Genomic DNA, 24,064 nt, shown 5'->3' with positions numbered 1-24,064 from the left:
GTAGAATAAAATTGTTAAGGGATAAAGGAGGAACATACTATGGGGAAAGATTATTCTGCATTGGCTGCTGACATTGTTAAGCATGTTGGTGGAAAAGAGAATGTTATTGATTTAAGACATTGTGTTACTCGCCTTCGCTTCAAACTAAAAGATGAATCGAAAGCAGATACAGAGTATCTTAAAAAACGTGAGGGTATTGTTACGGTTGTACAAGCGAGTGGTCAATACCAAGTGGTGATTGGTAATCATGTTCCGGATGTTTATGCTGCTGTCGTAAAAGAAGGCATTACGGTTGGCAGAGAAGTAGAGGAAGAAGAATTCGTTGTCACAAAAGGAAATATTTTCAACCGATTAATTGATGTGATTTCGGGTATTTTCCAACCAGTATTAGGGGCTATGGCCGCCGCCGGTATTATCAAGGGTGTTGTTGCACTGTTGAAAGCAGTGTGGGCTATTACTCCACAAAATTCAATCTTGGCTTTATTGTTAAACGCCGCCGGCGATGGATTGTATCAATTTTTACCGATTATTTTGGCTATTACAGCCGCAAGAAAATTCAAAATGTCTGAATTTACCGCTACAGCTATTGGAGCGGCATTAGTATATCCCACTTTACCGGCCGGTGTTGCCGCTTTGAAAAAGGTAGGAATAACAACGATATTTGGTATTCCATTTAGCTTACCGACAGCCGGTAATTACTTATCTACCGTTGTGCCAATTATCTTAGCTATTTGGTTTGCGTCACATATTGAAAGAATTGTAAAGAAACATTCACCGGACTTCATCAAGATGTTTCTAGCACCATTCGTAACAATCATTTTAACAGTTCCACTATCATTTATGATTATTGGACCGGTTGCTAATATCCTTTCCGATCTTCTTTCGCAAGGATTCACGAGTATTTTATCTTTCAGTCCAATTTTATATGGCTTCGTAATGGCCGGTATGTGGCAAATCTTGGTTATGTTTGGCTTACACTGGGCAATTGTTCCTTTAGGAATTTTGCAGTTCTCGCAAAATGGATGGGCGACAATTTTAGTTCCTAACGCTATTGTTGCCTTTACACAAACAGGCGTGCTTTTAGCTATCCTTATGAAGACAAAAGAATCGAAGGTGAAATCACTTGGTTGGCCAGCGCTTATTTCCTCTGTGTTTGGTATCACAGAACCATCGATTTATGGTATTACCTTACCAATGAAAACACCATTTATTATCTCATGTATTGTATCCGCTATCTTAGGTGGTGTGTTGCAAATCTTTAATTTAAAAAACTATGCCATGGGAGCTTTGGGTGTCTTCGCAATCCCGGGTTATATCAGTCCAACCGAAGGTTTAACACCGATGTTTATTTTGATTGCCATGCAGATTGTAGCTGTACTTGTTTCTTTTGCGGTTCAAATGGTGATTCCAATTCCTATTTTATATGGAGAAGATAAGAAACAAAATAATGTTGAAAAGAATGAAACTGAACAAAAAGATATGGAAACAGTAAAAGGAGAAGTATTCACAAGTCCTATGATGGGAACTATGGTTCGTTTAAAGGATGTTCCGGATGAAGTGTTTGCGTCAGGCTCTATGGGAAAAGGCGTTGCGATTAATCCAAGTGATGGTACAGTCGTTGCTCCAATTGATGCAGAAATTACTGTTGTATTCCCAACCGGTCATGCGATTGGCATGCGCACAAAAGGAGGTGCTGAAGTCTTGATTCATATAGGTATGGATACAGTATCTTTGGCAGGTAAAGGCTTTAAACCATTTGTGTCTGTTGGTGATAAAGTAAAAGCAGGAGATAAGCTTCTTGAGTTTAACTTAGATATCATTCGTGAAGCAAAACGACCAGTAATTTCACCAATCATCGTCACAAATTCAGCTGAATTCAGTGATGTGGAAGTAACAGATGCAGGAAATATTCAAATCAATGATTTCCTATTTAAAACAATCAAATAAGGAATTCTTTCCTTATAGCAAATAAAAAGGGAGGTAAAATCATGAAAAACAATTTTCCAAAAGGGTTTTTATGGGGTGGTGCCATTGCGGCAACCCAAGCTGAAGGGGCGTATGATGTTGGGGGTAGAGGTTTAATCAAGTTAGATGTTACGACCGGTGGATCAAAGGAGCACCCACGTATTACGACTTATATTGATAAAGACGGTAAACCGGGCGAGGCCTTTGGTCATGGTCATCATGCTATGATTCCGGAAGGTGCCAAATACGCTATTTTAGACGGCTATTATTATCCAAATCACGATGGCGTTAATTTTTATTATCGTTATAAAGAAGACATTAAGTTATTTGCAGAAATGGGCTATTCTATTTTCAGACTATCTATTTCTTGGAGCCGTATTTTCCCAAATGGTGATGAATTAGAACCAAACCAAGAAGGCTTAAACTTCTATCGCCAAGTGTTTGAAGAATGCCACAAATATGGCATTGAACCATTGGTTTCTATTTGGCATTTTGATACACCACTTACCTTAGAAGTGAACTATGGTGGTTGGAATAACCGTAAGCTAATTGAATTCTATGAACGCTTTGCAAGAGTTATTTTCACTGAATACAAAGGTCTTGTTAAGTATTGGCTAACTTTTAATGAAATCAATAATACCGTAATGATGCTAGATATGTTTGGTGGTAAAGCAACGAAAGAAATGTATCAACAAGGGTATCAACAATTGCATTATCAATTCGTAGCAAGTGCTCGTGCTGTACAAGTTGGTCATGAAATTGATCCCGAAAATAAGATTGGTTGTATGATTTGCGGAATTACCTTCTATCCGGCAACTTGTGATCCTAACGACATTTTGGCGAATGAACATAAGTGGCAACAAGGCATTTATTATTGTGGTGATGTTCAAGTAAAAGGTGAATATCCAAGCTATGCAAAACGTCTATGGAATTTACATGATGTGAAGTTGGATATAACTGAGCAAGATTTGCAAGAATTAAAGAAGGGTTGTGTGGATATGTACACATTCTCTTACTATATGTCCAACAATGTAACAACCCATGCGGTAAGTGAAGAGGATAAGGTAAAGGGAAATTTTTCAACAGGTGCTCGTAATGAGTATTTGGAATATTCTGATTGGGGTTGGGCACAGGATCCAAAGGGTTTAACTTACTATCTTGAGAAGATTTACGATCGTTATCGTGTACCTTTGATGGTGGTTGAAAATGGTTTAGGTGCTTTGGATAAGGTAGAAGCAGATGGTAGTATTCATGATGATTATCGTATTGATTATCATCGTAATCATATCAAAGCTATGGCGGAAGCTATTGCTAATGGGGTTGATTTGATTGCTTATACAACTTGGGGCTGTATTGATATTGTTTCAGCGGGTACAGGTGAAATGCGTAAACGCTATGGTTTTATCTACGTAGATAAAGATGATGAAGGCAAGGGAACATTTAATCGTACACCAAAGGACTCTTTCTATTGGTATAAAAAAGTAATTGCTTCGAATGGTGATGATTTGGATTAGTTGTTATTGCACTAGAAAAGCGATTGAGAAAACATATTTCTCAGTCGTTTTTCGTTGTAAAATAAAAACGCTCTTTAAAAGAAGAGCGAGCAAGGGCGATTGAAATGGATACCTATTGTATACCACCAAATAAGAAAAGCCCTTAAAACAAGGACTTTTAAACCATATAGGCGATTGACGAGACTCGAACTCGCGAGTGCTGGAGCCACAATCCAGTGTGTTAACCAACTTCACCACAACCGCCATGTGCCTGAATATTCTAGCATATAGAAAGGATGAGTTCAATATGCAAGATATAAAATTTTTATATTCCATTGCGAATGAGCTTTATACTGTAAAGGTTCGTTTTAAAAACATTCGTCATTTGTACTTAAGAGTCATTGGCGATCACGTCATTCAGATTAGTTGCAATCGTTTTGTTGAAAAAGAAAAAATACTTCGTTTTATTCAATCAAAGGAACTGTGGATACATCAACATTCAAAACCACGCTCTAAAATAAAAGGAGTGAGCATTCAAGATGGATACTTAATTGTCTTTGGTCAAAAGAAAGCCATCACTTTAAAAAGAGGAGATAGACACAATATTGTTCCAATTAAGGATGATTACATTATTACACTTCCGGAATTTACACAAAAAGAATTCGAGAAAGTGGTACAAGCATTTTATCGTTTTTATATGCTTAATGAAGCAATGGCTATGCGAAATAAATACGATGAAAAAATTAAAGCGACTGGTATGGATAAACTTCCACATATCTATGTCAGCAAAATGAAATCGCGCTGGGGCTCTTTCTCAGTTAGAACCAATCGTATTCATTTAAATCAACAACTCATCTTTTATCCTAAGAGGGCATTAGAAGCTGTCTTGGCTCATGAATATGCCCATATTTTAGTTCCTAATCATAGTCTTTCTTTTTATCAAGTGTTATTAAAATGGTTACCTGACTATAAAGAATACACCAAACTATTAAAAGAAGAACCATACGATTTCGAAGGAAATGACATTCTTTGAAAGTGCTTTCATAATTTTTAATAAATTTAACATAAGAACAAAGTAAAAGCTATTGAGTTGTGCTAAAAGATTGTTACAATGAGACTAGAAGAAAGTCAAAGCGAGGTGATCATTATGAAAAGGGTCGTTCAAATACAATTCGTTTTCATTGAACCATCCGATAGGGTTGTCTTGGTCTTTGGCGTGGAAAATGGTGTAGGTTTTAAAGTGGACTGATTTTGATTGGTCCACTTTTTCTATACTTGTTTGAGACAAGGAGGTAAAGAAAATGGATCAGACAAACCTGGAATTCTTCGAAGCTGCCGCAAATGGTGATTTCGCAAAAGTATGTAGTACAGTTGCTAAAGGGGCTGATGTGAATGTGGTCAATGGCGAAGGTAGAACAGCTTTAATGAGAAGTGCAAAACGCGGCTACGAAGACATCGTTCGTTTCTTAATCGACCATGGTGCAAAGGTGGATGCGCGTGATAAGAATAATAAGACAGCCATCATGGGAGCGGCTAAGAAGGGACATTTAGAAATTGTTCGTATGCTGGAGCATGCCGGAGCAGATGTGAATGCGCGTGATAATAAAGGTCGTAGTGCACTGGCAAGAGCTGCTTTATTGGGAGAATTAGAAGCCGTAGAATATTTAATTTCAAAGGGAGCTGATGTGAATTCACAAGATGAAAAGGGAAGAACTGCTTTAATGGAAGCTGTCAATTCCTACAGTATGGATGTTGTAGAAGTCTTGGTGAAACATGGAGCGAATGTGAATCAAGCTGACTTTGAAGGTTGCACCGCTTTAATGAGAGCGGCTTATACAGGCATTCCAAGTTTAGTACAAACTTTATTGCACTTAGGGGCTGATCGTAATGTTATGGATCACCATGGTAAATTAGCCATTCATTATGTTCGTAAAGAATGCTTTGAAGATTTGAAAGGCGTTTTGGCGTGAGGTGGTTTCTATGCAATTAAGAGATTATAAAGCAAATGAGGTTCGTAATGTTGTCGTACTTGGTCATTCTGGAGCTGGTAAGTCTTCTTTAATGGAAGCGGCTTTGTATTACACCAAAGGAATTGAGAAATATGGTAAAAACCAAGACGGTACCAGTGCCTTAAATTACGATGCCGAGGAAGGGAAAAGAGGTGTATCGGTGTATTGTCATGTGGCACCAATTCTTTGGAAAGATATGAAAATCAATCTATTGGATACACCGGGTTATTTAGATTATCAAGGTGAAGAAGTCACGGGTTTAAGAGTGGGTGATAATGCTTTGATTGTTGTGGATGCGAAAGAATCTTTGAAATCAGGTACGATTCGTGCTTGGAAAGAAGCGGTTCTCAGACAACAGCTTCCAACCATTTTCTTCATCAATAAATTAGATGATGAACAAGCGGATTTTCAAACACGCTATGAAGAATTAAGAGAGAAATTCGGGAAGTCTGTCATCTTATTTGAAAGACCAATTATTGAAAATCGTAAGGTGTTAGGATCGGTTAATATTCTTCGTAAAAAAGCTTGGTATTATGATCATCCTGATAAGCCGGAAGAAGTGCCGGCTAATCTAAAAGAAGAAATTGATGCTTATTACAATGAAATTAGTGAAGTCATTGCAATGGGTGATGATGAATTGATGGAAAAGTTCTTCTCGGGTGAAGCCTTTGATGAGCATGAATTAGCAAAAGGCTTGCGTTTGGGTGTTCGCTCGGGTGAAATTCATCCGGTTTATTGTGGTAGTGCTGATCAACAAACCGGTATTGAGCGTTTGTTGGATTTAATTCATGAATACTTCCCAAGCTATGCAGAGAAAGGAAGTATAGAAGCAGAAGATTTAAAAGGTAATCCGGTTTTATTGGAAACCAATGAACAAGAAGCTCTTAGTGCCTTTATTTTTAAGACAATCGTGGATCCATATGTTGGTAAGATTTCTTACTTGAAAGTGATGAGTGGTGTCTTAAATAGTGATTCGCAAGTTTACAATCCAAAGAAAGATACAACTGAAAAGGTATCGCAGGTTTATGTTTTAAATGGCAAATACCAGATTGGTGTAGGTAAATTATTTACCGGTGATATTGGAGCGGTTGTTAAGCTGCAAAAAAGTGAAACAGGGGATACCCTGGGAACTCGTGCTAAAGAAGTGGTTTATCCGGAAATTGATTATCCAAAACCAATGTTGGGCTATGCGATTCATCCTGTTTCCAAAGCCGATGAAGATAAGATGTCAGTTGGCATTCATAATTTAATGTTGGAAGATAAGACCATTCATTTTATGAATAATGAAGAAACGCATGAACAAGTGTTATACGGGTTGGGAGATCAACATATTGATTTAATTCTAAGTAAGCTAAAATCTAAATATAAAGTTCAGGTAACAACGTCCGTTCCAATCATTCAATATCGTGAAACCATTACACAAACGGCACAGGCACAAGGTCGTTATAAGAAACAAAATGGTGGTGCTGGTCAATTTGGTGATGTTTGGGTACGCTTTGAACCATGCGATAGTGAGGAAATGGTCTTTGCAGAAGAGGTCTTTGGTGGAGCTGTTCCAAAACAATTCTTTGCGCCGACAGAAACAGGCTTGCGTGAAGCGATGAAGAAGGGTCCTTTGGCCGGCTATAAAGTGGTCGGTATTAAAGCTACCCTATACGATGGTTCTTACCACCCGGTGGATTCAAAAGAAAATGCCTTCAAAGAGGCGGCACGTTTAGCTGTTCAAGCCGGTTTACCAAAAGCAAAGCCGGTCTTATTAGAACCAATCGGTAAAGTGACAGTTATGGCACCGGAGGAATACACGGGTACGATTATGGGTGATGTTACGAAGAGACGTGGTGTGATTACCGATGTGAGTGCTAATGAAACGGGTGAACAGATTATTCAAGCCGAAGTTCCGATGGCAGAAATGTTAACATACGCGACAGAGTTAAGGTCGATGAGTCAAGGCGTTGGTACCTATGTCTTAGAGTTTGACCGTTATGAACCTGCTCCTCGTGACGTATCAGAAAAAGTTATCGCAACTAGAAAAGAAGCACGGCAATAAAGGAAATCGAAAAGATTTCCTTTTTTAAAGGGGATTTTTCGTTTTGGCGGGAAAGAAATAGATGAGGCAAGAAAAGCCGAGGAGGAATACTATGTGTGATACCAATGCGGTAGAAATCAGTGGAACCATTGCGGAAGAACCTGTTTATCGAACCACGAAGAACAATCAAGGAATGTCTACTTTTTGCATTAAAGTGCAAAGACAAGAGCCTTCCAAAGCTAAAGACTTTTTAAATGTGGTTGCTTGGGGTGAACAAGCTAATCTAGTTCGTGAATCATATCATGAAGGTGAACGAATTGGGGTAAAGGGTCATCTGCGTAAGCAATACTACATAGGTCAAGATGGAACGAAACGTTATAATCTGCAAATTGTAGCAGAAGATATCTATCAACCAAAAAGTTAGAAAAAGTGCGGTGTCATCCGCATTTTTTATGCCATAATAGTAACCATGGATGCCTTTTCAACTTTTCAATGGATTTTAGAAATGCTCGGAACAATTGCGTTTGCGATATCTGGTTCCATCATCGGTATACGGTCAAAATTGGATTTATTCGGTGTATCGATGTTGTCAGTGATTACCGCTACTTGCGGGGGATTGATTCGTGATGTCATACTGGGTATTTTTCCGCCGGTTTCTTTACAAAATCCAAGTTATATATTGTTATCAATTGCAGTTGGGATTATTACTTTTTGTGTGGTTTACTTTCGTATGGAAGAGAAAATATCGGGACGTAAAAATGCGCGGATTGTCTTATTGTGGATGGATTCCATTGGTTTGGGTGTTTTTACAGTTGTTGGGATTGCCCAAGCTTATCGCTTGTACCCCCAAAGAAGCAATTCTTTGTTTGTACTGGCCGGTGTTTTGACTGGTGTTGGTGGAGGATTGATTCGTGATGTGATTGTGAATGATTTGCCACAAATCTTTCGGAAAGACATTTATGCGAGTGCTTCGATTGTCGGAGCCTTGGTGTGTACTTTGTTAATTCGTATGCAAGTTTCCATGAGTGTTTGGATGTTATTTGGTACAATATTGATAACGATTATACGCTTAGTAGCGGTGTATCGGAAATGGGAGCTACCGAAGCTTAAATAAAGGAGAAAAAAATGAATGAAGAAAACAAACAAGTCCTCTATCATCCGGTAAAGTTGTCAGTAAAAGCTGAACAATTGGAAAATCAATGGGCTAAGGTATTAGTTACCAATAAATTTGAAAGTAAAATTTTAGATACTTATTATGAAAACGGAAACTATGTGGCTCGTTTTCTGCCTCGATATGAAGGTCGTTACAACTATGTTTTCCAAAGCAATTTTGGTTTAAAGGAACATGGCACAATTGATGTGGAAAAAGGACATTTCCATGGTCAAGTTATGGTGAAAGATGGTCAATTTGTTTATCAAGATGGTAGTTATTTCTATCCTTTTGGTAGTGTTGTAATGGATTTATTACAGTATGAGGAAGAAGAATTTAGAGCATGTGTGCATGAATTGGTTGAAAATGCTGTGAACTTAGTTTCTTTTTCTATCCTGGCTGACAAACAAGAAACCTTGGATGATGCGTATTGGAGCTATTTATCAGATGTAATAGCTTATCTTGAAGACAAACAAATTCAAGCTGAGCTTGTTTTATTGACGGAAGATAGCCCAAGCATTTCTCGTTTGGATTGGTTAAAGATTGCTTTAAATCGTTTGTCGGTGTTTACAAATGTTTGGTGGAACTTAGGTAATCCAAATGAAGCGATTGTATGGACAAATAATGATTTCAATCTTCTAGCAAAAGAAATTGTTTCAAAGGATCAAGACCATCGTCTTCTCAGTGTTATTTCAAATGAAATAATGGATGTTGAAAACTCTTCCTTTACACACATCGAATGGGATGCAAGCGATAATTATGCTAAAGAAATAGAAATGATGAAGTCTTACCATAAACCACTCATCGTTCGTTCTTATGGTCATGAGGGTGGTGATATGGAAGCAATTATGGCGCAAGAAGTTAGTCGCCGTATGTGGGATATTATTTTAAGAGGAGCTTCTATTTTTGCCGGTGGATTAACTTTGAAGCGCATGCCTCTATTGGCAATTTTCTTTGAACAAATGAAGCCGGTCGTTGCTTCAAAAATATTAAAGGATACCTTAGTTCTAAAAGAAGAGGAGACAACATTAAAGCCGACGATGTCCTTACGCTACTTTGGGTACCATACACCAGCTAAAGTGAAGTTGGATTTCGATAAGGAAGAAAGCTATCAGGTAGAAGTAATGGATACTTGGAACTTGGCTTTTAGTGAAGCTTCTTATCATGGACAAGATGAGGTTGTTTTGCCGGAAGAACCTTACATGGCACTATTTATACAAAAAAATAAAGGGATTTCTTTACTGAAAGAAGCCTATGGTGTAGAAGATGAAATGGAAGAAGAACCAATTCAAGAAGAAGTGGTAGTGGAGGATTACCAAACAGAACAAGAAGAACTTCCATCTTTCGCAAATGATTTTGATTTTGAATTACCGGATGGACCGGTTGAAAGAGATTTAATTGATGAATTGAAAGATTCTTTTTCCTTGTCTACATTGGATGAAGGTGAAACGGAATCATTTTCTTTAACCGATTCTTTACAGGTATCAACTGACTTTGATTTAGTGGACGACGAATTACCGGATATTGTGACACAAGCTCATGACTTCCGGTTGGATGAAAAAAAGGAAGAAGATTCCTTGGAAATACCTAGTATCCGTTTTCATGATTAAGTAGTATATAATATGTAGAGGGAGAATAATTATGGAACCATTAGAATTTAAATTTGATACACAATTATTAATTGATGGCGAAAATCTTGATGAAGATGAAATTGATGAATATATTACCGAAAATTTTGAAGGAGATAGTTTATTAGTGGTAGGTGATGATACTTTAATTAAGATTCATTTCCACACCAATCGTCCTTGGGAAATTTTGGCATATGGTCAATCCATTGGTGACATCTATGATGTGGTTGTCGAAAATATGGAGCGCCAACAAAATGGTTTAAAGGGTTAAAGCCCTTTTTTTGTACTTAAAATATAACTATAGAAATAATTCATAGCAATCCAATAGCTGTACTCACTTAAACCAGTAATCTTACCTTGACTAATGATGGATAAAGCCGCTAATAAGAAAAACAAACTTAATATTTTCCAAGTGGATGGGTAACAATAAAATTCCTTTAAAAAAGGATAGGTATAAAGAGCCAATGAAATATTTGCGAAAAGTAAATGAAGCTGTGGATGTATTGGATAAGTAATAAACAAAGTCAACAATAAAGAAGTCAATAAACAAAAAGAAATTTTATGATATTGAATGCGATAAAGGGTATAGGAAACCTGCAGTGCCATTCCGAAAGCGATAAGTTGATAGAAAAGAGATTGATTAACCAATCCGCTTAAATTTTCTTGTGGATGAGCTATCCATAAACAAAGATATAAGAAAGACATAATCCATTTAAGGAAGAAAGAATAATGCATACAATTAGTATACAAGTCTTCATTTGAAAAATTAAGAATGGAGTCTTATAATAATCGAGGACTCAAGGGCAAGGGCCCGTTGAAGTCTTTTTTATTTGGAAAAGAGGAGGATTTGGATGGAATACTTATTTAATCTAGCGATGATTTTATTCGTAGCAAAGTTATTGAGTGTTGGTGCTAAGAAATTAAACCTCCCGGAAGTGGTGGGCATGATTTTTGCGGGTTTATTATTGGGACCATCCGGTTTTTCACTTGTGAAGGAAACGGATTTCATTGATAAAGTAGCAGAAATTGGTGTCATTTTATTGATGTTTGAGGCCGGTTTGGAAACGGATTTAAAACAATTAAAGGAAACGGGATTGAAGTCCACTTTGATTGCCTGTGCCGGTGTTTTTGTGCCAGTACTTTTGGGAACCGTCTTATTCATGTGTTTTTATGGTTTTGGTCCTTTTGGTTCAGAAGCTATGTTGAAGGGATTGTTTGTAGGAACGATTATGGCAGCCACTTCAGTTTCCATTACGGTAGCGGTCTTAAAAGAGTTGGGAGTTTTAACTGGAAAGGTTGGGACGACGATTACGGGTGCCGCTATTATCGATGATGTGATTGGGATTGTGGTTTTAACACTTGTTATGAGCATGAAAGACACAAGTACAAATGTCGGGATTGTTATTTTGAAAGCCACCTTATTCTTTGCGTTAGCAATTGGGTTAGGTATTATTATCTACCGAACATTTGCGTGGCTGTCAGCTCGTTATTCCAAACAAAGAAGAATTTCCATCGCTTCACTTGTGTATTGCTTAATCATGGCGTATATGGCGGAAACGTATTTTGGTATTGCGGATATTACCGGTGCTTATGTGGCAGGTGTGGTGCTTTGTAACTTAGATGATTCCACTTATATTGAAAGAAGGATTGAAATTAGCTCTTACATGATTTTTGCGCCGGTTTTCTTTGCGAGCATTGGTTTAAAGACAAGCTTTCATTCAATGAATTTAACTTTATTTTTATTCTCCATTGCTTTTGTGCTTGCATCCATGCTTGGAAAAGTGATTGGTTGTGGTGGGACCGCTCGTTTGTTAGGCTTTAATCAAAAAGAATCCCTACAAATTGGTTCGGGTATGATGGCTCGAGGAGAAGTGGCTTTGATTACGGCACAAAAAGGATTAGCGATTGGTTTATTAACATCTGAATTTTTTACGCCGGTGATTTTCTTAATCTTAGTTAGTTCCTTTGTGACACCAATTGCATTAAAGAAGCTTTTTGGCTCAAAGGCTTAGATGAAAGGAATTTGTTAAGAAAGCATCTTAAGCAATCCAGCTAAAGCGATAGATGCTTTGTGTAGAGCTATTCAACAAGTGGAGAATAGACTTCTAACGAAGTTGGGTGAAAATTTAGTAAGCTAAGTGAAAGAGCTTCGCAAGCAGGTCAGTAAACACGAAGCGATATATAACAAAATCATAAAAACGGTTTGGGACTTTAAAAGTCCAAATCAGATAGTAGAAGAGTAGTTCTCAAAGTGTAACATTATGTGTTGATCGTTAAGAAGGTGATAAAACCTGTTGCCAAATATATCCATCGAAACGTAGTTAAACCAATTATCCAGTTTGCAAAAAATAAAATACTGAATCCTATCGGTTAATTTTTTAAGAGATTATGGAGATAAAGGAGGCAGAAGATGAAGAAGAAAAATTTACTAGGGATTATGACAATAATTGTATTGACAGTAGTATTGATTGGATATGGTTACTATAACGGCTATTTGATAGAGTATATAGAGATAAATTTAATTAATAAAATGATAAGCAAGTGTAATCAGCTTATTAACCGATTACACTTGTTTCTTCATGCCTAAAAGCTATAGCTTCAGAGTATAGCTACAGTGTCATTGTATCCAAGACAGAAGAAAACTAGAAAGAAAGATAGACAAGTAGTGAATTTTTAGATAGAATAATTAAGCGCCCTCGTGATGAAATTGGTAGACGTAGGGGACTCAAAATCCCCCGGTAGTGATACCGTGCCGGTTCGAGTCCGGCCGAGGGCACTGAATAATATATCGCTAGTGTCCGCTAGCAAGTAAAAAGTCAGTTAAATACTGACTTTTTTATTTTCGCCTTTATTTTAATATCCGCCAGAATACCCTGAAAACCGTTTAAAACTATTCATAAACTATTCATGAAAATAAAAAGAGAACTACTTTGATTTTGATTTAATTTGGCAATTTGAAATTTTGTAGGGTCTAGTTGTATAAAACTAAAAACTCCTTTTTAGAATGAGATTGAATCTTATTCTGAAAGGAGGTTTTTTATTTATGATTAACGATTCAATCAGTTCTATCATCGCTCTTAAAGATGATGAAGTAGAATACTGTAAAGAGGTAATATCTAAAAAGAATAATAAAGATGTACACACCTTCTATGTACGCTTAGTAAACCACGGAGGTAGATGCCCTAAGTGTGGCACCTTCTCCGAAAAAGTTAAAGCATACAGAAAAAGAACCATCAAACACTCTATCTTTCTCCAAGATACTTGTACTATTAAATACTCTGCTAGAAGATTTATATGGACCGGCTGCCATTCCACCTTTTATGAAGATAATCCCTTCCAAAAACAGTATAAAGCTTTCTCTGATAAAAAAGTTCCTGTATCGGTTAATACTGTAATATCTATCTTTGATGAACACGTTCAACCGGAAAGGAATATTCTTTCTACTAGTATCGGTTTAGATGAGTTCTATTTCTCTAGGAAAGCTAGGAAGAAATATGCCCTTATGATACTTAGTTTAGACAAAGGTTATATCATCGATATTCTTCCTAACATGGGGAAGAACTCATTGGCTTATATGTGTTTTCATAATTCCAAGGTATGTGCCGATCCTTTCCATGTACTAAAACTGATTAATAAAGCTTTAGATGAACTGCCCCATTGAAAATGGACAGTTCAAAATGGGGCTTTTATAATTTTGTGATAACAAAATACGCCAAAGTAATACCGGCTACCGAAGGCACAAAGGCAGAAGAACCAGGTGGCTTCTTTTTTAAATTCAATGTTTCACCAAAATAATTCGGTTTGATGGGTGCCTCTATACTATGAACAACATCCAGAGAAAAAATACCCTTTTTACGCAATTCATGGCGCATCACTTTCGCTAAAGAATCGTGAGTGACTTGAAATAAATCGTCAATTTGAACTTTTGTTGGATCTAAGCGATTACCACAGCCCATGGCAGAGACAATAGGAATGCTATTTTCTTTAGCCCGTGAAATCAATTCTACTTTGGCAGACACCGTATCAATTGCATCAATGATGTAATCAAAATCATGTAAAGGAAATTCGTCTGCGTTTTCAGGTAAATAAAACAAGGGGTAAGTATGTACTTTTATATCTGGATTGATAGCCAATAAATGTTGTTTCATGATGTCTACTTTAAGACAATCTTTTGTATTGATTGTAGCAACGTACTGACGATTGATATTGCTTAATGTTACACAATCGTGGTCAACAATAGAAATTTCACCAATACCACTACGCACTAAAGCATCAATCGCATGCCCCCCAACACCGCCTACGCCGAAAACACAAATATGTTTCTGATGTAAGATATGCATTCGCTCTTGACCAACAAGGAAGGCGGTTCTTTGAAATAATTCTTCGTTCATATCTCCATTCTATAATGAAAGAAAAAAATGTGTTAGACTTTTCCGGGTAAGAAAAGAAAGGATGAGTGATGAATATGGCTAAGAAAGAAAAAAAGACCAATGCACAACGCATGTTAGACCAAAATGAGATTGGGTATGTCAATCATGAATTTGATGTGGATGAAAAGGTTTTAGATTATCAAACTTCAAATAATCATGAAAATGTATATAAAACATTGGTAACACAGGCAAATACAAAAGAATACTTTGTGTTTATGGTACAAGTAGACCGAACATTGGATTTGAAAAAAGCGGCTAAAGTAGCAGGCGTGAAAAAAATTGAAATGTTGGCACAAAAAGATTTATTGGCTTTAACAGGTTATGTTCATGGTGGATGTTCACCCGTTGGTATGAAGAAAAAATTTCCTACTTTCATTGGCGAAAGTTGTTTAAAGCACGATAAAATTCTTTGCTCTGGTGGAAGAGTCGGATTGCTTGTCGAGGTGAATCGAAAGGCTTTGTTGGAATACATTGGCGTAAAAGTTGCAGATGTTGAAATCGGATAATGGTGTTATAATACGGAATATGAAGAAAAATTGGGTAACAATCATAATCTTTTCAATGATGGTTTGCTTGGGTACTATTCGTGTACAGGCAGAGCCGAGTTACGATGATACAGCGTATTGGACAGAGAAGTGCGGCAAAGCGGTTCCAAGAGCGAGTGATGTGAAAGCTTGCAAAGCATTCCGTGCTCATTTGGCTTCAAAATCAGATGATTTGAATAAACAATTAAAAGATATTGCCTCAAAACGCTCAGAAATCTTAAAGAATATTTCAGAATACCAAAAATTAATCGATGATTATGCGAATCAATCAAAGGAAGTGCAGGCTAAGATTGGTGAATTATCACAAAAGATTAGAGGTTTTGAGCAACAAATCAACGATATTCAAAAAAATATTGATGACCTCATGATTAAAATTGCGGACAAGCAAAAGATAATTGATGAAATCAAAGGGAAATTAAAGAAGCGTATGGTTGAAAAACAACCAACCATGCGTATGAATAGCCTTGTGGAATTACTTTTGGGAGCAAAATCGTTTGATGAAATTTTACGTATCTTAAGTGGTTTGGATGCGATTGCTAAAAGTGATCAAAAAGCACATAGTGAGTTCTTAACGGCTGTTGAAGAATTAAACAAAGAAAAAGCAGATTTAGGCAAACAAAAAGGAGATTTAGAAACAGCGAAAACCAATTTGGATGTGCAAAAGAAAGCTTTGAACGTTCAAGCGGAAAAGATTATGGCTTTAAAAGCGAGAGCGGAAGTGGTTCAAGATGCTTATGAAAGCCAATCAGCTCAATTAGAAGCGCAAGGAAATACGATTGCCGGTGATATTGCAAATATCAAGAAGAAGATGGCTAGTATTACCACTCGTTTGGAGCAAGTTCCAGAAACGAATCCACATAACACAAACCCAAGTAATATCAATACCGCCAGTGGTTGGGTTAGACCGGTGAATGGAGCGTATCGTTCAGCTGGTACTTGGTATTATTCCGGTGGCGGTGTTCATTTGGGTTATGACTTTGCGGCGGCGGTAGGTACTCCTGTTTTAGCTGTTGGTAATGGTGTTATTCTAAAATCGGCAGATGGTTGTCCGACGATTGGTGGAATTGGTAGTGGTTGTGGTCCAAGTAATGGTGGTTCTTATGGTGGGGGTAATCAAGTTTACCTATTAACTAAAATCAATGGAAATTTATATGCCATCAAGTATTTGCATCTGCAACAAGGTTCGCCAATTGCTACAGGTACAATTGTGATGGCCGGTCAACAGATTGGTCTTCTTGGTTCATCGGGTAATTCTTCCGGTCCACATTGTCACATTGAAGTCTTTTATTTAGGAAATTCAAGCAATTTCGCAAGCTATGCGCAAAGCTGGAATGGTGATTTAGCCTTTGGGGCCGGTTGGGGTCATGCGGCGTTAGCAAATACTTGCAGTAGCCGTGGTGGTCGTGCCCCTTGTCGCTTACGACCGGAGAGTTTCTTTGGTGGAGAATAATGTAAAAGCCTTCGTTAGAAGGCTTTATTTATGTAGCTTAATAAATAAGGTTTGTAGCTTTCGTTTGATCTTATTGGATAATTCGAGAGCTCTTTTTCCGGTTGGATTTAAAACATAGTCAAATTGCCCAATATCTTCAATGAAAGTTGCGTTCCATTGATGCTTGTATTGATAAAGAGAGTAACCAATATCCCAATCATGTGGAGTTGTTAGTCCACCAAAGCCTAGAAAGTCAAAAGCCTTATGCCCATTATTTCTGGCTTGTTGGATGGCGTGGAATAGCAAAGAATCCAAAGGGCTTAAGCTTTCGATGGCATGATCACGATAATAATATTTTCCATAACTGACATGACCATCATCAAAAATCATACCTACCGCTAAGACAGGATTGTTCCCTTTTTCTTTTTGCAATTTTAAAGCTTCTTGGTAATGCTTCAAGGCACTGGAGGCTTCCTTTGGATTATCAGACTTTGTTTTATCAAGCAGGACGGAAAGATAGCTTTCCATCGGTAAAATAGTTTTGTAAAAGTGAACATGTCCCGCAAAAGCATCATAAATTGCTTCATAGAAAGAAAGTGGATGACGAATGACTTCTTTGGTTTTTCCTAAATCATCCTCTAAACGAACAAATTCTTGGATTTCACTTCGATCGGCTTCTACTGTGTATAAATGAAACTTATGGTTTTTCTTAATACTTCTTTTCCGTAGCGTGCTAAAGCCTTTAAAAATAGTTTCAATTGGTTCATCTAATTTGGTGATTAAGGTAAAACGATTGGAGAAGGAACCGTCATAAGCATACGTATAACCACGATGCTTAAAACCGATTTGATTGATATACTCTGTAACAAATTCATTATTTTCACCATGTTCAATTTTATTGCCCTTGATATCTCTTTCCATGCGTAGTACATTGGGGTCAATGGTCATAAAAAGAGCACGATTTTTTTTGGTATATTCTTTCAATAAAGTAAGAACCTGATTGGTTAATTTTTGATCTTTGTAATCAACACATGGTCCTTTTGGAACATAAAGGTAATGACCGAACAATGTTTTTTTAACCAAGATTAAAGCGGTCGCAACTAATTCATTTTGATTGTTATAAAACCCCAGCATATGATAGGGGCTGTGTTCTGTTTTTTGAATAAATTCACCCCACATAGCTGTTTTTTGAAAGTGGGAATAAGGATGGCTTTGGACAAATGCATCGAACTGTTGAACATCTTCCATTTGTTTATAAATCATAAAATCTCCTTGCTTATTGCCAAGTCATTATACTTGATTTTAGCAGGCAGTGAAAATGAAAATTAGGGGCTAGTGAGAAATAAAGTGGCTATGTTATAATAAGCAACGTGGATAGAAAAGTGATTAAAAACTTAATATTTGTTGTGATTGGGACATTTTTATTGACAGTTTCCGTCCAATTTTTTATCTTGCCTTATCACATTCTTTCTGGTGGAGTAGCCGGTTTAGCAGTAGCGTTTAACCCTTTTTTCCACATTGATGAAACCCTTTTTGCGAATGTGTTAGTGTTGGTTTTATTTGTAATAGGGGCTTGGACTTTAGGGAAAGAATTTGCGATTAATACAATGGTTAGTTCTTTATTGTATCCTGTGTTCAATGGCTTGTTATCGCATATTGCATTGTCTGTTGAAATACCGACAATTTTAGCTTCTTTTTACGCCGGTTTAATTGGTGGAGCCGGAATTGGTCTTGTAATGCGAACCGGAGCCAGTACAGGTGGAATGGATGTACCACCATTAATTGTGCATAAATATTTTGGTGTTAAGGTTTCGACTTTGGTGATTATTACCGATGGACTGACTGTTTTATTAGGAGTTGCGGCGTATGGTTTATCGGCCGCCTTAATCGGTTTGGTTTCCGTTTTTTCTGCTGCCGCGGCGATTGATAGAGTCTTGAGCTATGGACAAGGTTCCAGAGCGAAGTCAGTGCAGATTATTTCAGAACATTGGGAAGAAATTGTTTTGGAGGTTTCACAACGTTTAAAGCGTTCGGCAACGGTGATTCAAAGTACTGGCGGATTTACAAAAGAAGTGAAACCGATGGTTTTGTGTGCAGTATCTGATAAACAATATAGTGCATTAATGACGATCATCAATGAAATTGATGATAAAGCCTTTGTGATTACTACAGATGCTTCAGATATGCATGGCGAAGGATTTACATATCCTTCTGTGGGAATTTAAGGAGTGGCTTATGATTGAATGTAAGAGTGTCTATAAACGCTATAAAAGTGGCACAAATGCTCTTTATGATGTCAATTTAAACATTGATCAGGGGGAATTTGTTTATATTATTGGTCCAACCGGTTCGGGAAAATCAACGTTGATTAAGATGTTTAATGCTGAAGAAGTACCGACAAAAGGGGATATTAAAATGATTGGTATCAATGTTGGTAAATTAAGAAGACGCCAAATTCCTTTGTTTCGAAGAAATATTGGGGTTGTTTTCCAAGATTATAAATTATTACCAGCTAAGACCGTTAGTGAAAATGTGGCTTATGCTTTAGAAGTAATTGGTATGCGTAAACATCAAATTCAAGTGCGTGTTAAAGAAGTCTTATCTGTTGTTGGTTTAGAGGATAAGGGTGATTCTTTTCCGAAGCAATTGTCCGGTGGTCAACAACAGCGTGTCGCTATTGCCAGAGCGATTGCTAATCGTCCTAAAGTATTGGTGGCAGATGAACCAACAGGTAATTTAGACCCTACTAAGTCGGATGAAATCATGGAATTATTGAAACGCATTAATAAGCTATATGGCTCCACTGTATTGATGGTTACTCATGATTTAACGATTGTGAATAAGTATCGTAATCGTACGATAGTTTTAGAACATGGTCATGTGGTGGCTGACTTGAAGGAAGGAGGCTATGTTCGTCATGATCAGTAGACCTTTTAAAGAAGGCATTAGTGGTGTGGGACGCCATTGGGCTATGTCTATTTCTTCTGCTTTAGCAGTAACGATTACATTGATTATCATTAGTTTGATTTCTATTTTATCGATAAATTTACAATCTTTTACTAAATCTATTGAAAATACAGTTCAAATCTCGGTTCAAGTGGCTTATGAAGCAGAAGGCAATGAAGCAAACATTAAAAATCAAATTCTAGCGATTGATGGTGTTGCAAAAGTGAACTTTTCTTCCAAAGCACAAGAATTGGAATATTATTTGAATTCTTTCGATGATGAGAAAACAAGGAAGATTTTTGAACCATTTAAGGAAGAAAATCCAATGCACGATTCCTTCTATGTTGAAGCAAAGTCGGGTAATAAGATTGAATCTATTGCGAAAGAAATTCGTAAGATTAAAGGTATTTATTCGGTTAACTATGGTGGTCAAAGTACCATTACCTTAGTAACGGCAATGAACGGGATTCGTCGTTCCGGTTTGATTTTAGGAGCCGGTCTTGGTATCTTAGCTATCTTCTTAATTCAAAATACGATTCGTTTGACCATCTTCTCACGTCAAGATGAAATTACGATTATGAAAAACGTCGGGGCAACTAATCATTTCATTCGTAGCCCATTCTTGATAGAAGGAATGTTGATAGGAATTATGGGGTCGATTATCCCAATTGTTCTGACGGCTTGGTCCTATATTTACATTTATAATCGAACCAACGGTATTTTATTATCGAGTTTATTCCGATTATACAAACCAAATCCATTTGTGGTTTATGTGTCCTTGGCTTTAGCAGCCGTGGGAATGGGCGTTGGTTTGGTTGGTTCTTTTATTTCTGTGAACCGTTATTTACGACAACATCGTTGAAGCCTCAGAGTGCTCTGAGGCTTTTGCCCTAATAGAAAGTAGGTTTTTATGAAAGACTTAGAAAAATCAAATACGAAATTAATCCCTCTTCAGAAACATGTTTTTCAAGAAGAGGCTTTACAAAAATCCTTGCGAAAAGAAAAGAAGTTAAAAAATATCCTATTTGTATCAATTATTATCTCTTTAATTTTAGGTTATGTGGCAGGTTCTATTTTACCTTCACAAGGCTTAAATCAATTAAGGAATAGACTTCAAGAAGGACAAGTTATTTCGGATAATAAGATCAATGCTGTTTTAGATATCATGAAAAAAAATTGGTTTTTTGGGAAGGATATTTCTAATCTTTCTTCTCGTTTGGAAGACCAAGCTTTAAAAGGTATCACGAGTAATAAAGAAGATGACCATACGGAATACATGACGAAAGAAGAAGTGGTTGCCTTTAATAATCAACTGAAAAGACAGTATGTAGGTATTGGTATTCAATACCTAAAAAGCAATGAAAAAATTCTAGTTCAAAAAGTTTTCCGTAATTCTCCGGCTGAAAAAGCAGGGGTTCAGGTGGGTGATTTAATCAGTAAGGTTAATGGTACTTCTTTAGAAGGCAAAACGGTGAATGAAACAAGAGATTTAGTAAGAGGAAAAGAAGGCACAAAGATTGTCCTTGAAGTTCAACGCGGCTCAAAAATAATATCCCTTCAAGTTACCCGTGGTCCGGTATTAGCTTCTACTTATGGAAAAATCATCAATGATACGACTGCTTATCTTGAATTATTCCAATTTGGTGAAAGCACACACGTAGAATTAAAACCGTATTTAGATGAATTCGAAAAAAAGGGTGTCACCAAATTGATTGTTGATTTAAGAGATAATGGTGGGGGTTACTTAACAACCTTAAAGGATATTGCTTCTTATTTCTTATCGTCAAAAACAACCGTCATGGAACAAGTGTATTCTGATGGTAGTAGAGAAGTGATTCGTACCTCGGGAAAGCCTTACGAAAATTTCAAACAAATTGTTCTGTTGGTGAATGAAAATACAGCTTCAGCTTCAGAAGTGCTTACTTTAGCTCTTAAGGAACAAAGAAAAGATGTGACGGTGATTGGCACAAAAACCTATGGTAAAGGAACCGTTCAGGTGAGTCGAGCTTTCAGAGATGGATCAGCTATCAAATACACCACAAGTAAATGGGTTTCACCAAAAGGAGAATGGATTAATAAAAAAGGAATTGAACCGGATATTAAGACCGATGTACCGGAAGTTTTAAGAACGGCACAACCAAATCTGAAGGAAGGGGATGTTCTAAAGGTAGATAGTGTTTCACCGGTTACGAAGTATGCACAAGAAGCTTTGGCTTATTTGGGATATCAACCAGGAAGAAGGGATGGCTATTTCTCTGAACAAATGCGCAAAGCGATTCTGAAGTTTCAAGAGAAGGAAGGCTTAGAAACAACGGGTGCTATTAACCGTAAGACCTATAACGCTATTGTGTCTCGCATGGTTTATGTGTATAACACCGATAAATCCAAAGATAAAGCCTATCAAAAAGCCTTAGAGGTTTTACATGGATAATCGACCATTTGAACTAGTATCTTCTTTTAAACCAACGGGTGATCAGCCAAAAGCAATCAGCGAATTGGTACAAGGCATTTTGTCCGGTAAAAAAGAACAGGTCTTACAAGGGGCGACGGGAACCGGTAAAACTTTTACAATGGCGAATATTATCGCCAAAGTGAATAAGCCAACCTTAATCTTTTCTCACAACAAAACCCTGGCCGGACAATTATATTCTGAGTTTAAAGAACTCTTTCCTAAAAATCGAGTCGAGTATTTTATTTCAAACTTTGATTACTACCAACCAGAAGCTTATGTAGCACAAAGGGATATGTATATTGAAAAAACAGCGGCGATTAATGACGAATTGGATATGTTTCGAGAATCTACCATCAATTCTTTGTTAGAAAGAAGAGATACGATTGTGGTTGCTTCGGTAGCTTGTATTTATGCGGCGAGTGATCCGAAACAGTATAAAGACATGTTCTTTACGATTCGTGTCGGTGAAAGTTATAACCGTAATGCACTATTAAGAAGATTGGTTGAAATGCAATATGTGCGCAATGATATTGACCAAGTGCGTGGTTCTATGCGGGTTCGTGGGGATGTAATTGATTTAACGCCATCTTATACGGATCAATTTAATATTCGTATTGAATTGTTCGGTGATGAAATTGAACGAATCACAGAAGTGAATCCAACCACAGGGGCAACCTTAAATGCATATCAATTTTATAATATTTTCCCGGCTTCCGGTTATGCTCGAAATAAAGAATCTATTCAGCGCGCCTGTGATGCGATTGAAGAAGAACTTGAAGAGCGTTTAAGGTATTTTAAAGAGCATGACAAGTTATTGGAATATGAGCGTTTGGAACAAAGAGCGCGATTTGATATTGAAAGTTTACGTGAAAATGGTTATGTGTCAGGTATAGAAAACTATTCTTTTCATATTGACCATCGCAAACAAGGGCAACGACCATGGAATTTATTTGATTATTTCCCAGAAGATTTCTTGATTATGATTGATGAATCGCATGTTTCTTTACCGCAAATTCGAGGTATGTACAATGGGGATCATTCTCGCAAACAAACCCTGGTGGATTATGGTTTCCGTCTTCCGAGTGCTTTGGAAAATCGACCAATGAAATGGGATGAATTTGAAACCATGATACCGCAAGCTATTTATTGTTCAGCAACGCCGGGAGATTATGAATTGGAAAGGGTACATAATCAGGTGGTTGAACAGATTATTCGACCTACGGGGTTATTGGATCCGGTGGTGGAGCTGCGTTCAACCAAAGGGCAGGTGGATGATATCTGTATGGCTCTGGATGAGCGTATTCAAAAGAAAGAAAAGGTCTTGATTACAACCTTAACGGTTCGCATGTCGGAGGATTTAACCTCTTATTTGAAAGAGCGTGGCTATCAAGTAGCGTATATTCATCATGAAACGAATACGATTGAACGTTCGCAAATCATTCATGATTTACGTATTGGGAAATACGATGCGATTGTTGGAATTAACTTATTAAGAGAAGGCTTGGACATACCGGAAGTTAGTTTGATTTGTATCTTAGATGCGGATAAAGAGGGTTTCTTGCGTTCTAAACGTTCTTTAATTCAGATTATTGGTCGTGCGGCGCGTAATGCGAATGGGCATGTGTATATGTATGGAGATACAATCACCGATTCTATGCGTGAAGCGATGGATGAAACGAATCGTCGTCGCTCTATTCAAGAGGTTTATAATAAGGAACATGGTATTATACCAAAAACAGTTATGAAGTCAGTGGGTGATGTGATTCGCGGCAAAGAAACGCAAGAAATGGCAAGTCGTTATGTTCGTAAGAAAGCAAAGATGTCGAAACAGGATACCAATACATTGATTGTTAATTTAGAAGCTGAAATGAAAGAAGCCGCGACAGCCTTGAATTTTGAAAGAGCGGCTGAATTGAGGGATATGGTTTTGGAGTTGAAGTCGGAAATGGCTTAGATGGTATTTATGAACTTGAAAAAGTAGAAGTATAAGT

General features: G+C 37.2%; 23 protein-coding genes and 2 tRNA genes. 21 read left to right on the top strand and 4 right to left on the bottom strand.

What is annotated here, in order from left to right:
- The first annotated feature begins 39 nt into the window (after positions 1 to 39).
- Together K7I92_RS04640 and K7I92_RS04635 are read left to right on the top strand one after the other, a co-directional pair.
- Complete coding sequence (locus tag K7I92_RS04640; protein WP_220282246.1) at positions 40 to 1,947, top strand: beta-glucoside-specific PTS transporter subunit IIABC; 1,908 nt, start codon at positions 40 to 42, stop codon at positions 1,945 to 1,947.
- Positions 1,948 to 1,988: 41 nt separating this feature from the next.
- Positions 1,989 to 3,479 (top strand): family 1 glycosylhydrolase, encoded by a 1,491-nt coding sequence (locus tag K7I92_RS04635; RefSeq protein WP_220282245.1) that lies wholly within the window; start codon positions 1,989 to 1,991, stop codon positions 3,477 to 3,479.
- 169 nt (positions 3,480 to 3,648) lie between these two features.
- Here K7I92_RS04635 and K7I92_RS04630 read toward each other — a convergent pair.
- Positions 3,649 to 3,722: transfer RNA gene (locus K7I92_RS04630), tRNA-His, on the bottom strand.
- Positions 3,723 to 3,765: 43 nt separating this feature from the next.
- On the opposite strand from K7I92_RS04630, the gene K7I92_RS04625 reads away from it, so the two are divergent.
- The 8 genes from K7I92_RS04625 (at position 3,766) to K7I92_RS04590 (ending at position 10,542) form a co-directional block, all read left to right on the top strand.
- Positions 3,766 to 4,491, top strand: a complete 726-nt coding sequence (locus K7I92_RS04625; RefSeq protein WP_220282244.1) for a M48 family metallopeptidase — start codon at positions 3,766 to 3,768, stop codon at positions 4,489 to 4,491.
- Between the two features lie 78 nt (positions 4,492 to 4,569).
- A complete protein-coding gene (locus tag K7I92_RS04620) occupies positions 4,570 to 4,707 on the top strand; it encodes a hypothetical protein (RefSeq protein WP_220282243.1) in 138 nt (45 codons plus the stop codon).
- 52 nt (positions 4,708 to 4,759) lie between these two features.
- Positions 4,760 to 5,428 (top strand): ankyrin repeat domain-containing protein, encoded by a 669-nt coding sequence (locus K7I92_RS04615; protein ID WP_203245141.1) that lies wholly within the window; start codon positions 4,760 to 4,762, stop codon positions 5,426 to 5,428.
- A gap of 10 nt (positions 5,429 to 5,438) precedes the next feature.
- Positions 5,439 to 7,514 (top strand): translation factor GTPase family protein, encoded by a 2,076-nt coding sequence (locus K7I92_RS04610; protein WP_220282242.1) that lies wholly within the window; start codon positions 5,439 to 5,441, stop codon positions 7,512 to 7,514.
- Between the two features lie 91 nt (positions 7,515 to 7,605).
- Positions 7,606 to 7,917, top strand: coding sequence for a single-stranded DNA-binding protein (locus K7I92_RS04605; protein WP_203245143.1), 312 nt, complete (start codon positions 7,606 to 7,608; stop codon positions 7,915 to 7,917).
- A gap of 45 nt (positions 7,918 to 7,962) precedes the next feature.
- Positions 7,963 to 8,607, top strand: coding sequence for a trimeric intracellular cation channel family protein (locus tag K7I92_RS04600; protein WP_220282241.1), 645 nt, complete (start codon positions 7,963 to 7,965; stop codon positions 8,605 to 8,607).
- Positions 8,608 to 8,618: 11 nt separating this feature from the next.
- The gene (locus tag K7I92_RS04595) at positions 8,619 to 10,253 is read left to right on the top strand and encodes a DUF5605 domain-containing protein (RefSeq protein ID WP_220282240.1); all 1,635 of its coding nucleotides are present in this window, start codon (positions 8,619 to 8,621) and stop codon (positions 10,251 to 10,253) included.
- A 31-nt stretch (positions 10,254 to 10,284) separates the two neighbouring features.
- Positions 10,285 to 10,542 (top strand): kinase to dihydroxyacetone kinase, encoded by a 258-nt coding sequence (locus tag K7I92_RS04590; protein WP_203245146.1) that lies wholly within the window; start codon positions 10,285 to 10,287, stop codon positions 10,540 to 10,542.
- Here the strand turns inward: K7I92_RS04590 and K7I92_RS04585 are convergent.
- Entirely contained in the window at positions 10,539 to 11,006 is a 468-nt protein-coding gene (locus K7I92_RS04585) for a hypothetical protein (RefSeq protein WP_220282239.1), read from the bottom strand. The genes K7I92_RS04590 and K7I92_RS04585 overlap by 4 nt on opposite strands.
- A 116-nt stretch (positions 11,007 to 11,122) precedes the next feature.
- On the opposite strand from K7I92_RS04585, the gene K7I92_RS04580 reads away from it, so the two are divergent.
- From K7I92_RS04580 to K7I92_RS04565, 4 genes are all read left to right on the top strand, one after another.
- Entirely contained in the window at positions 11,123 to 12,283 is a 1,161-nt protein-coding gene (locus tag K7I92_RS04580; protein WP_220282238.1) for a cation:proton antiporter, read from the top strand.
- Positions 12,284 to 12,681: 398 nt separating this feature from the next.
- Complete coding sequence (locus K7I92_RS04575) at positions 12,682 to 12,858, top strand: hypothetical protein (RefSeq protein WP_220282237.1); 177 nt, start codon at positions 12,682 to 12,684, stop codon at positions 12,856 to 12,858.
- Positions 12,859 to 12,963: 105 nt separating this feature from the next.
- Positions 12,964 to 13,047 (top strand) — tRNA-Leu (locus K7I92_RS04570).
- Between the two features lie 267 nt (positions 13,048 to 13,314).
- A complete protein-coding gene (locus K7I92_RS04565; protein WP_220282236.1) occupies positions 13,315 to 13,932 on the top strand; it encodes a transposase family protein in 618 nt (205 codons plus the stop codon).
- A 25-nt stretch (positions 13,933 to 13,957) separates the two neighbouring features.
- Here K7I92_RS04565 and K7I92_RS04560 read toward each other — a convergent pair whose 3' ends face one another.
- The gene (locus K7I92_RS04560; protein WP_220282235.1) at positions 13,958 to 14,662 is read right to left on the bottom strand and encodes a ThiF family adenylyltransferase; all 705 of its coding nucleotides are present in this window, start codon (positions 14,660 to 14,662) and stop codon (positions 13,958 to 13,960) included.
- A 74-nt stretch (positions 14,663 to 14,736) separates the two neighbouring features.
- On the opposite strand from K7I92_RS04560, the gene K7I92_RS04555 reads away from it, so the two are divergent.
- Complete coding sequence (locus K7I92_RS04555; RefSeq protein ID WP_220282234.1) at positions 14,737 to 15,207, top strand: aminoacyl-tRNA deacylase; 471 nt, start codon at positions 14,737 to 14,739, stop codon at positions 15,205 to 15,207.
- A gap of 19 nt (positions 15,208 to 15,226) precedes the next feature.
- A complete protein-coding gene (locus K7I92_RS04550) occupies positions 15,227 to 16,696 on the top strand; it encodes a murein hydrolase activator EnvC (protein WP_220282233.1) in 1,470 nt (489 codons plus the stop codon).
- Positions 16,697 to 16,720: 24 nt separating this feature from the next.
- Here the strand turns inward: K7I92_RS04550 and K7I92_RS04545 are convergent, their stop codons facing one another.
- Positions 16,721 to 17,938, bottom strand: a complete 1,218-nt coding sequence (locus K7I92_RS04545; protein ID WP_220282232.1) for a peptidoglycan bridge formation glycyltransferase FemA/FemB family protein — start codon at positions 17,936 to 17,938, stop codon at positions 16,721 to 16,723.
- Positions 17,939 to 18,045: 107 nt separating this feature from the next.
- On the opposite strand from K7I92_RS04545, the gene K7I92_RS04540 reads away from it, so the two are divergent.
- Genes K7I92_RS04540 through uvrB form a run of 5 tightly spaced genes read left to right on the top strand, consistent with a single transcriptional unit; the run spans position 18,046 to position 24,027 of the window.
- A complete protein-coding gene (locus tag K7I92_RS04540; protein ID WP_220282231.1) occupies positions 18,046 to 18,900 on the top strand; it encodes a YitT family protein in 855 nt (284 codons plus the stop codon).
- 10 nt (positions 18,901 to 18,910) lie between these two features.
- Positions 18,911 to 19,603 (top strand): cell division ATP-binding protein FtsE, encoded by a 693-nt coding sequence (ftsE, locus tag K7I92_RS04535; RefSeq protein WP_203245155.1) that lies wholly within the window; start codon positions 18,911 to 18,913, stop codon positions 19,601 to 19,603.
- Complete coding sequence (ftsX, locus tag K7I92_RS04530; protein WP_220282230.1) at positions 19,593 to 20,483, top strand: permease-like cell division protein FtsX; 891 nt, start codon at positions 19,593 to 19,595, stop codon at positions 20,481 to 20,483. Before ftsE ends, ftsX begins: the two co-directional genes overlap by 11 nt.
- A gap of 48 nt (positions 20,484 to 20,531) precedes the next feature.
- Positions 20,532 to 22,052 carry a S41 family peptidase gene (locus K7I92_RS04525; protein WP_220282229.1) on the top strand — a complete coding sequence of 507 codons (1,521 nt, stop codon included), beginning with the start codon at positions 20,532 to 20,534 and terminating at the stop codon, positions 22,050 to 22,052.
- Positions 22,045 to 24,027 carry an excinuclease ABC subunit UvrB gene (gene uvrB / locus K7I92_RS04520; protein ID WP_220282228.1) on the top strand — a complete coding sequence of 661 codons (1,983 nt, stop codon included), beginning with the start codon at positions 22,045 to 22,047 and terminating at the stop codon, positions 24,025 to 24,027. The genes K7I92_RS04525 and uvrB overlap by 8 nt, the downstream gene beginning before the upstream one ends.
- The last annotated feature ends 37 nt before the right edge of the window (positions 24,028 to 24,064 follow it).

This window comes from Bulleidia sp. zg-1013 (assembly GCF_019798045.1).
Lineage (GTDB): Bacteria > Bacillota_I > Bacilli_A > Erysipelotrichales > Erysipelotrichaceae > Bulleidia.
The sequence above is the reverse complement of the archived record's forward strand: the minus strand, read 5'-3'. Positions and strand labels throughout refer to the sequence as shown.

What these genes read in the sequence shown, in the direction of transcription:
- K7I92_RS04545 (WP_220282232.1), bottom strand. Translation starts at nt 17,938, where the DNA reads ATGATTTATAAACAAATGGAAGATGTTCAACAGTTCGATGCATTTGTC.
- K7I92_RS04590 (WP_203245146.1), top strand. Translation starts at nt 10,285, where the DNA reads ATGGAACCATTAGAATTTAAATTTGATACACAATTATTAATTGATGGC.
- uvrB (WP_220282228.1), top strand. Translation starts at nt 22,045, where the DNA reads ATGGATAATCGACCATTTGAACTAGTATCTTCTTTTAAACCAACGGGT.
- K7I92_RS04605 (WP_203245143.1), top strand. Translation starts at nt 7,606, where the DNA reads ATGTGTGATACCAATGCGGTAGAAATCAGTGGAACCATTGCGGAAGAA.
- K7I92_RS04560 (WP_220282235.1), bottom strand. Translation starts at nt 14,662, where the DNA reads ATGAACGAAGAATTATTTCAAAGAACCGCCTTCCTTGTTGGTCAAGAG.
- K7I92_RS04595 (WP_220282240.1), top strand. Translation starts at nt 8,619, where the DNA reads ATGAATGAAGAAAACAAACAAGTCCTCTATCATCCGGTAAAGTTGTCA.
- K7I92_RS04575 (WP_220282237.1), top strand. Translation starts at nt 12,682, where the DNA reads ATGAAGAAGAAAAATTTACTAGGGATTATGACAATAATTGTATTGACA.
- ftsE (WP_203245155.1), top strand. Translation starts at nt 18,911, where the DNA reads ATGATTGAATGTAAGAGTGTCTATAAACGCTATAAAAGTGGCACAAAT.
- ftsX (WP_220282230.1), top strand. Translation starts at nt 19,593, where the DNA reads ATGATCAGTAGACCTTTTAAAGAAGGCATTAGTGGTGTGGGACGCCAT.
- K7I92_RS04580 (WP_220282238.1), top strand. Translation starts at nt 11,123, where the DNA reads ATGGAATACTTATTTAATCTAGCGATGATTTTATTCGTAGCAAAGTTA.
- K7I92_RS04635 (WP_220282245.1), top strand. Translation starts at nt 1,989, where the DNA reads ATGAAAAACAATTTTCCAAAAGGGTTTTTATGGGGTGGTGCCATTGCG.
- K7I92_RS04565 (WP_220282236.1), top strand. Translation starts at nt 13,315, where the DNA reads ATGATTAACGATTCAATCAGTTCTATCATCGCTCTTAAAGATGATGAA.
- K7I92_RS04555 (WP_220282234.1), top strand. Translation starts at nt 14,737, where the DNA reads ATGGCTAAGAAAGAAAAAAAGACCAATGCACAACGCATGTTAGACCAA.
- K7I92_RS04625 (WP_220282244.1), top strand. Translation starts at nt 3,766, where the DNA reads ATGCAAGATATAAAATTTTTATATTCCATTGCGAATGAGCTTTATACT.
- K7I92_RS04525 (WP_220282229.1), top strand. Translation starts at nt 20,532, where the DNA reads ATGAAAGACTTAGAAAAATCAAATACGAAATTAATCCCTCTTCAGAAA.
- K7I92_RS04640 (WP_220282246.1), top strand. Translation starts at nt 40, where the DNA reads ATGGGGAAAGATTATTCTGCATTGGCTGCTGACATTGTTAAGCATGTT.
- K7I92_RS04585 (WP_220282239.1), bottom strand. Translation starts at nt 11,006, where the DNA reads ATGCATTATTCTTTCTTCCTTAAATGGATTATGTCTTTCTTATATCTT.
- K7I92_RS04615 (WP_203245141.1), top strand. Translation starts at nt 4,760, where the DNA reads ATGGATCAGACAAACCTGGAATTCTTCGAAGCTGCCGCAAATGGTGAT.
- K7I92_RS04620 (WP_220282243.1), top strand. Translation starts at nt 4,570, where the DNA reads ATGAGACTAGAAGAAAGTCAAAGCGAGGTGATCATTATGAAAAGGGTC.
- K7I92_RS04600 (WP_220282241.1), top strand. Translation starts at nt 7,963, where the DNA reads ATGGATGCCTTTTCAACTTTTCAATGGATTTTAGAAATGCTCGGAACA.
- K7I92_RS04610 (WP_220282242.1), top strand. Translation starts at nt 5,439, where the DNA reads ATGCAATTAAGAGATTATAAAGCAAATGAGGTTCGTAATGTTGTCGTA.
- K7I92_RS04550 (WP_220282233.1), top strand. Translation starts at nt 15,227, where the DNA reads ATGAAGAAAAATTGGGTAACAATCATAATCTTTTCAATGATGGTTTGC.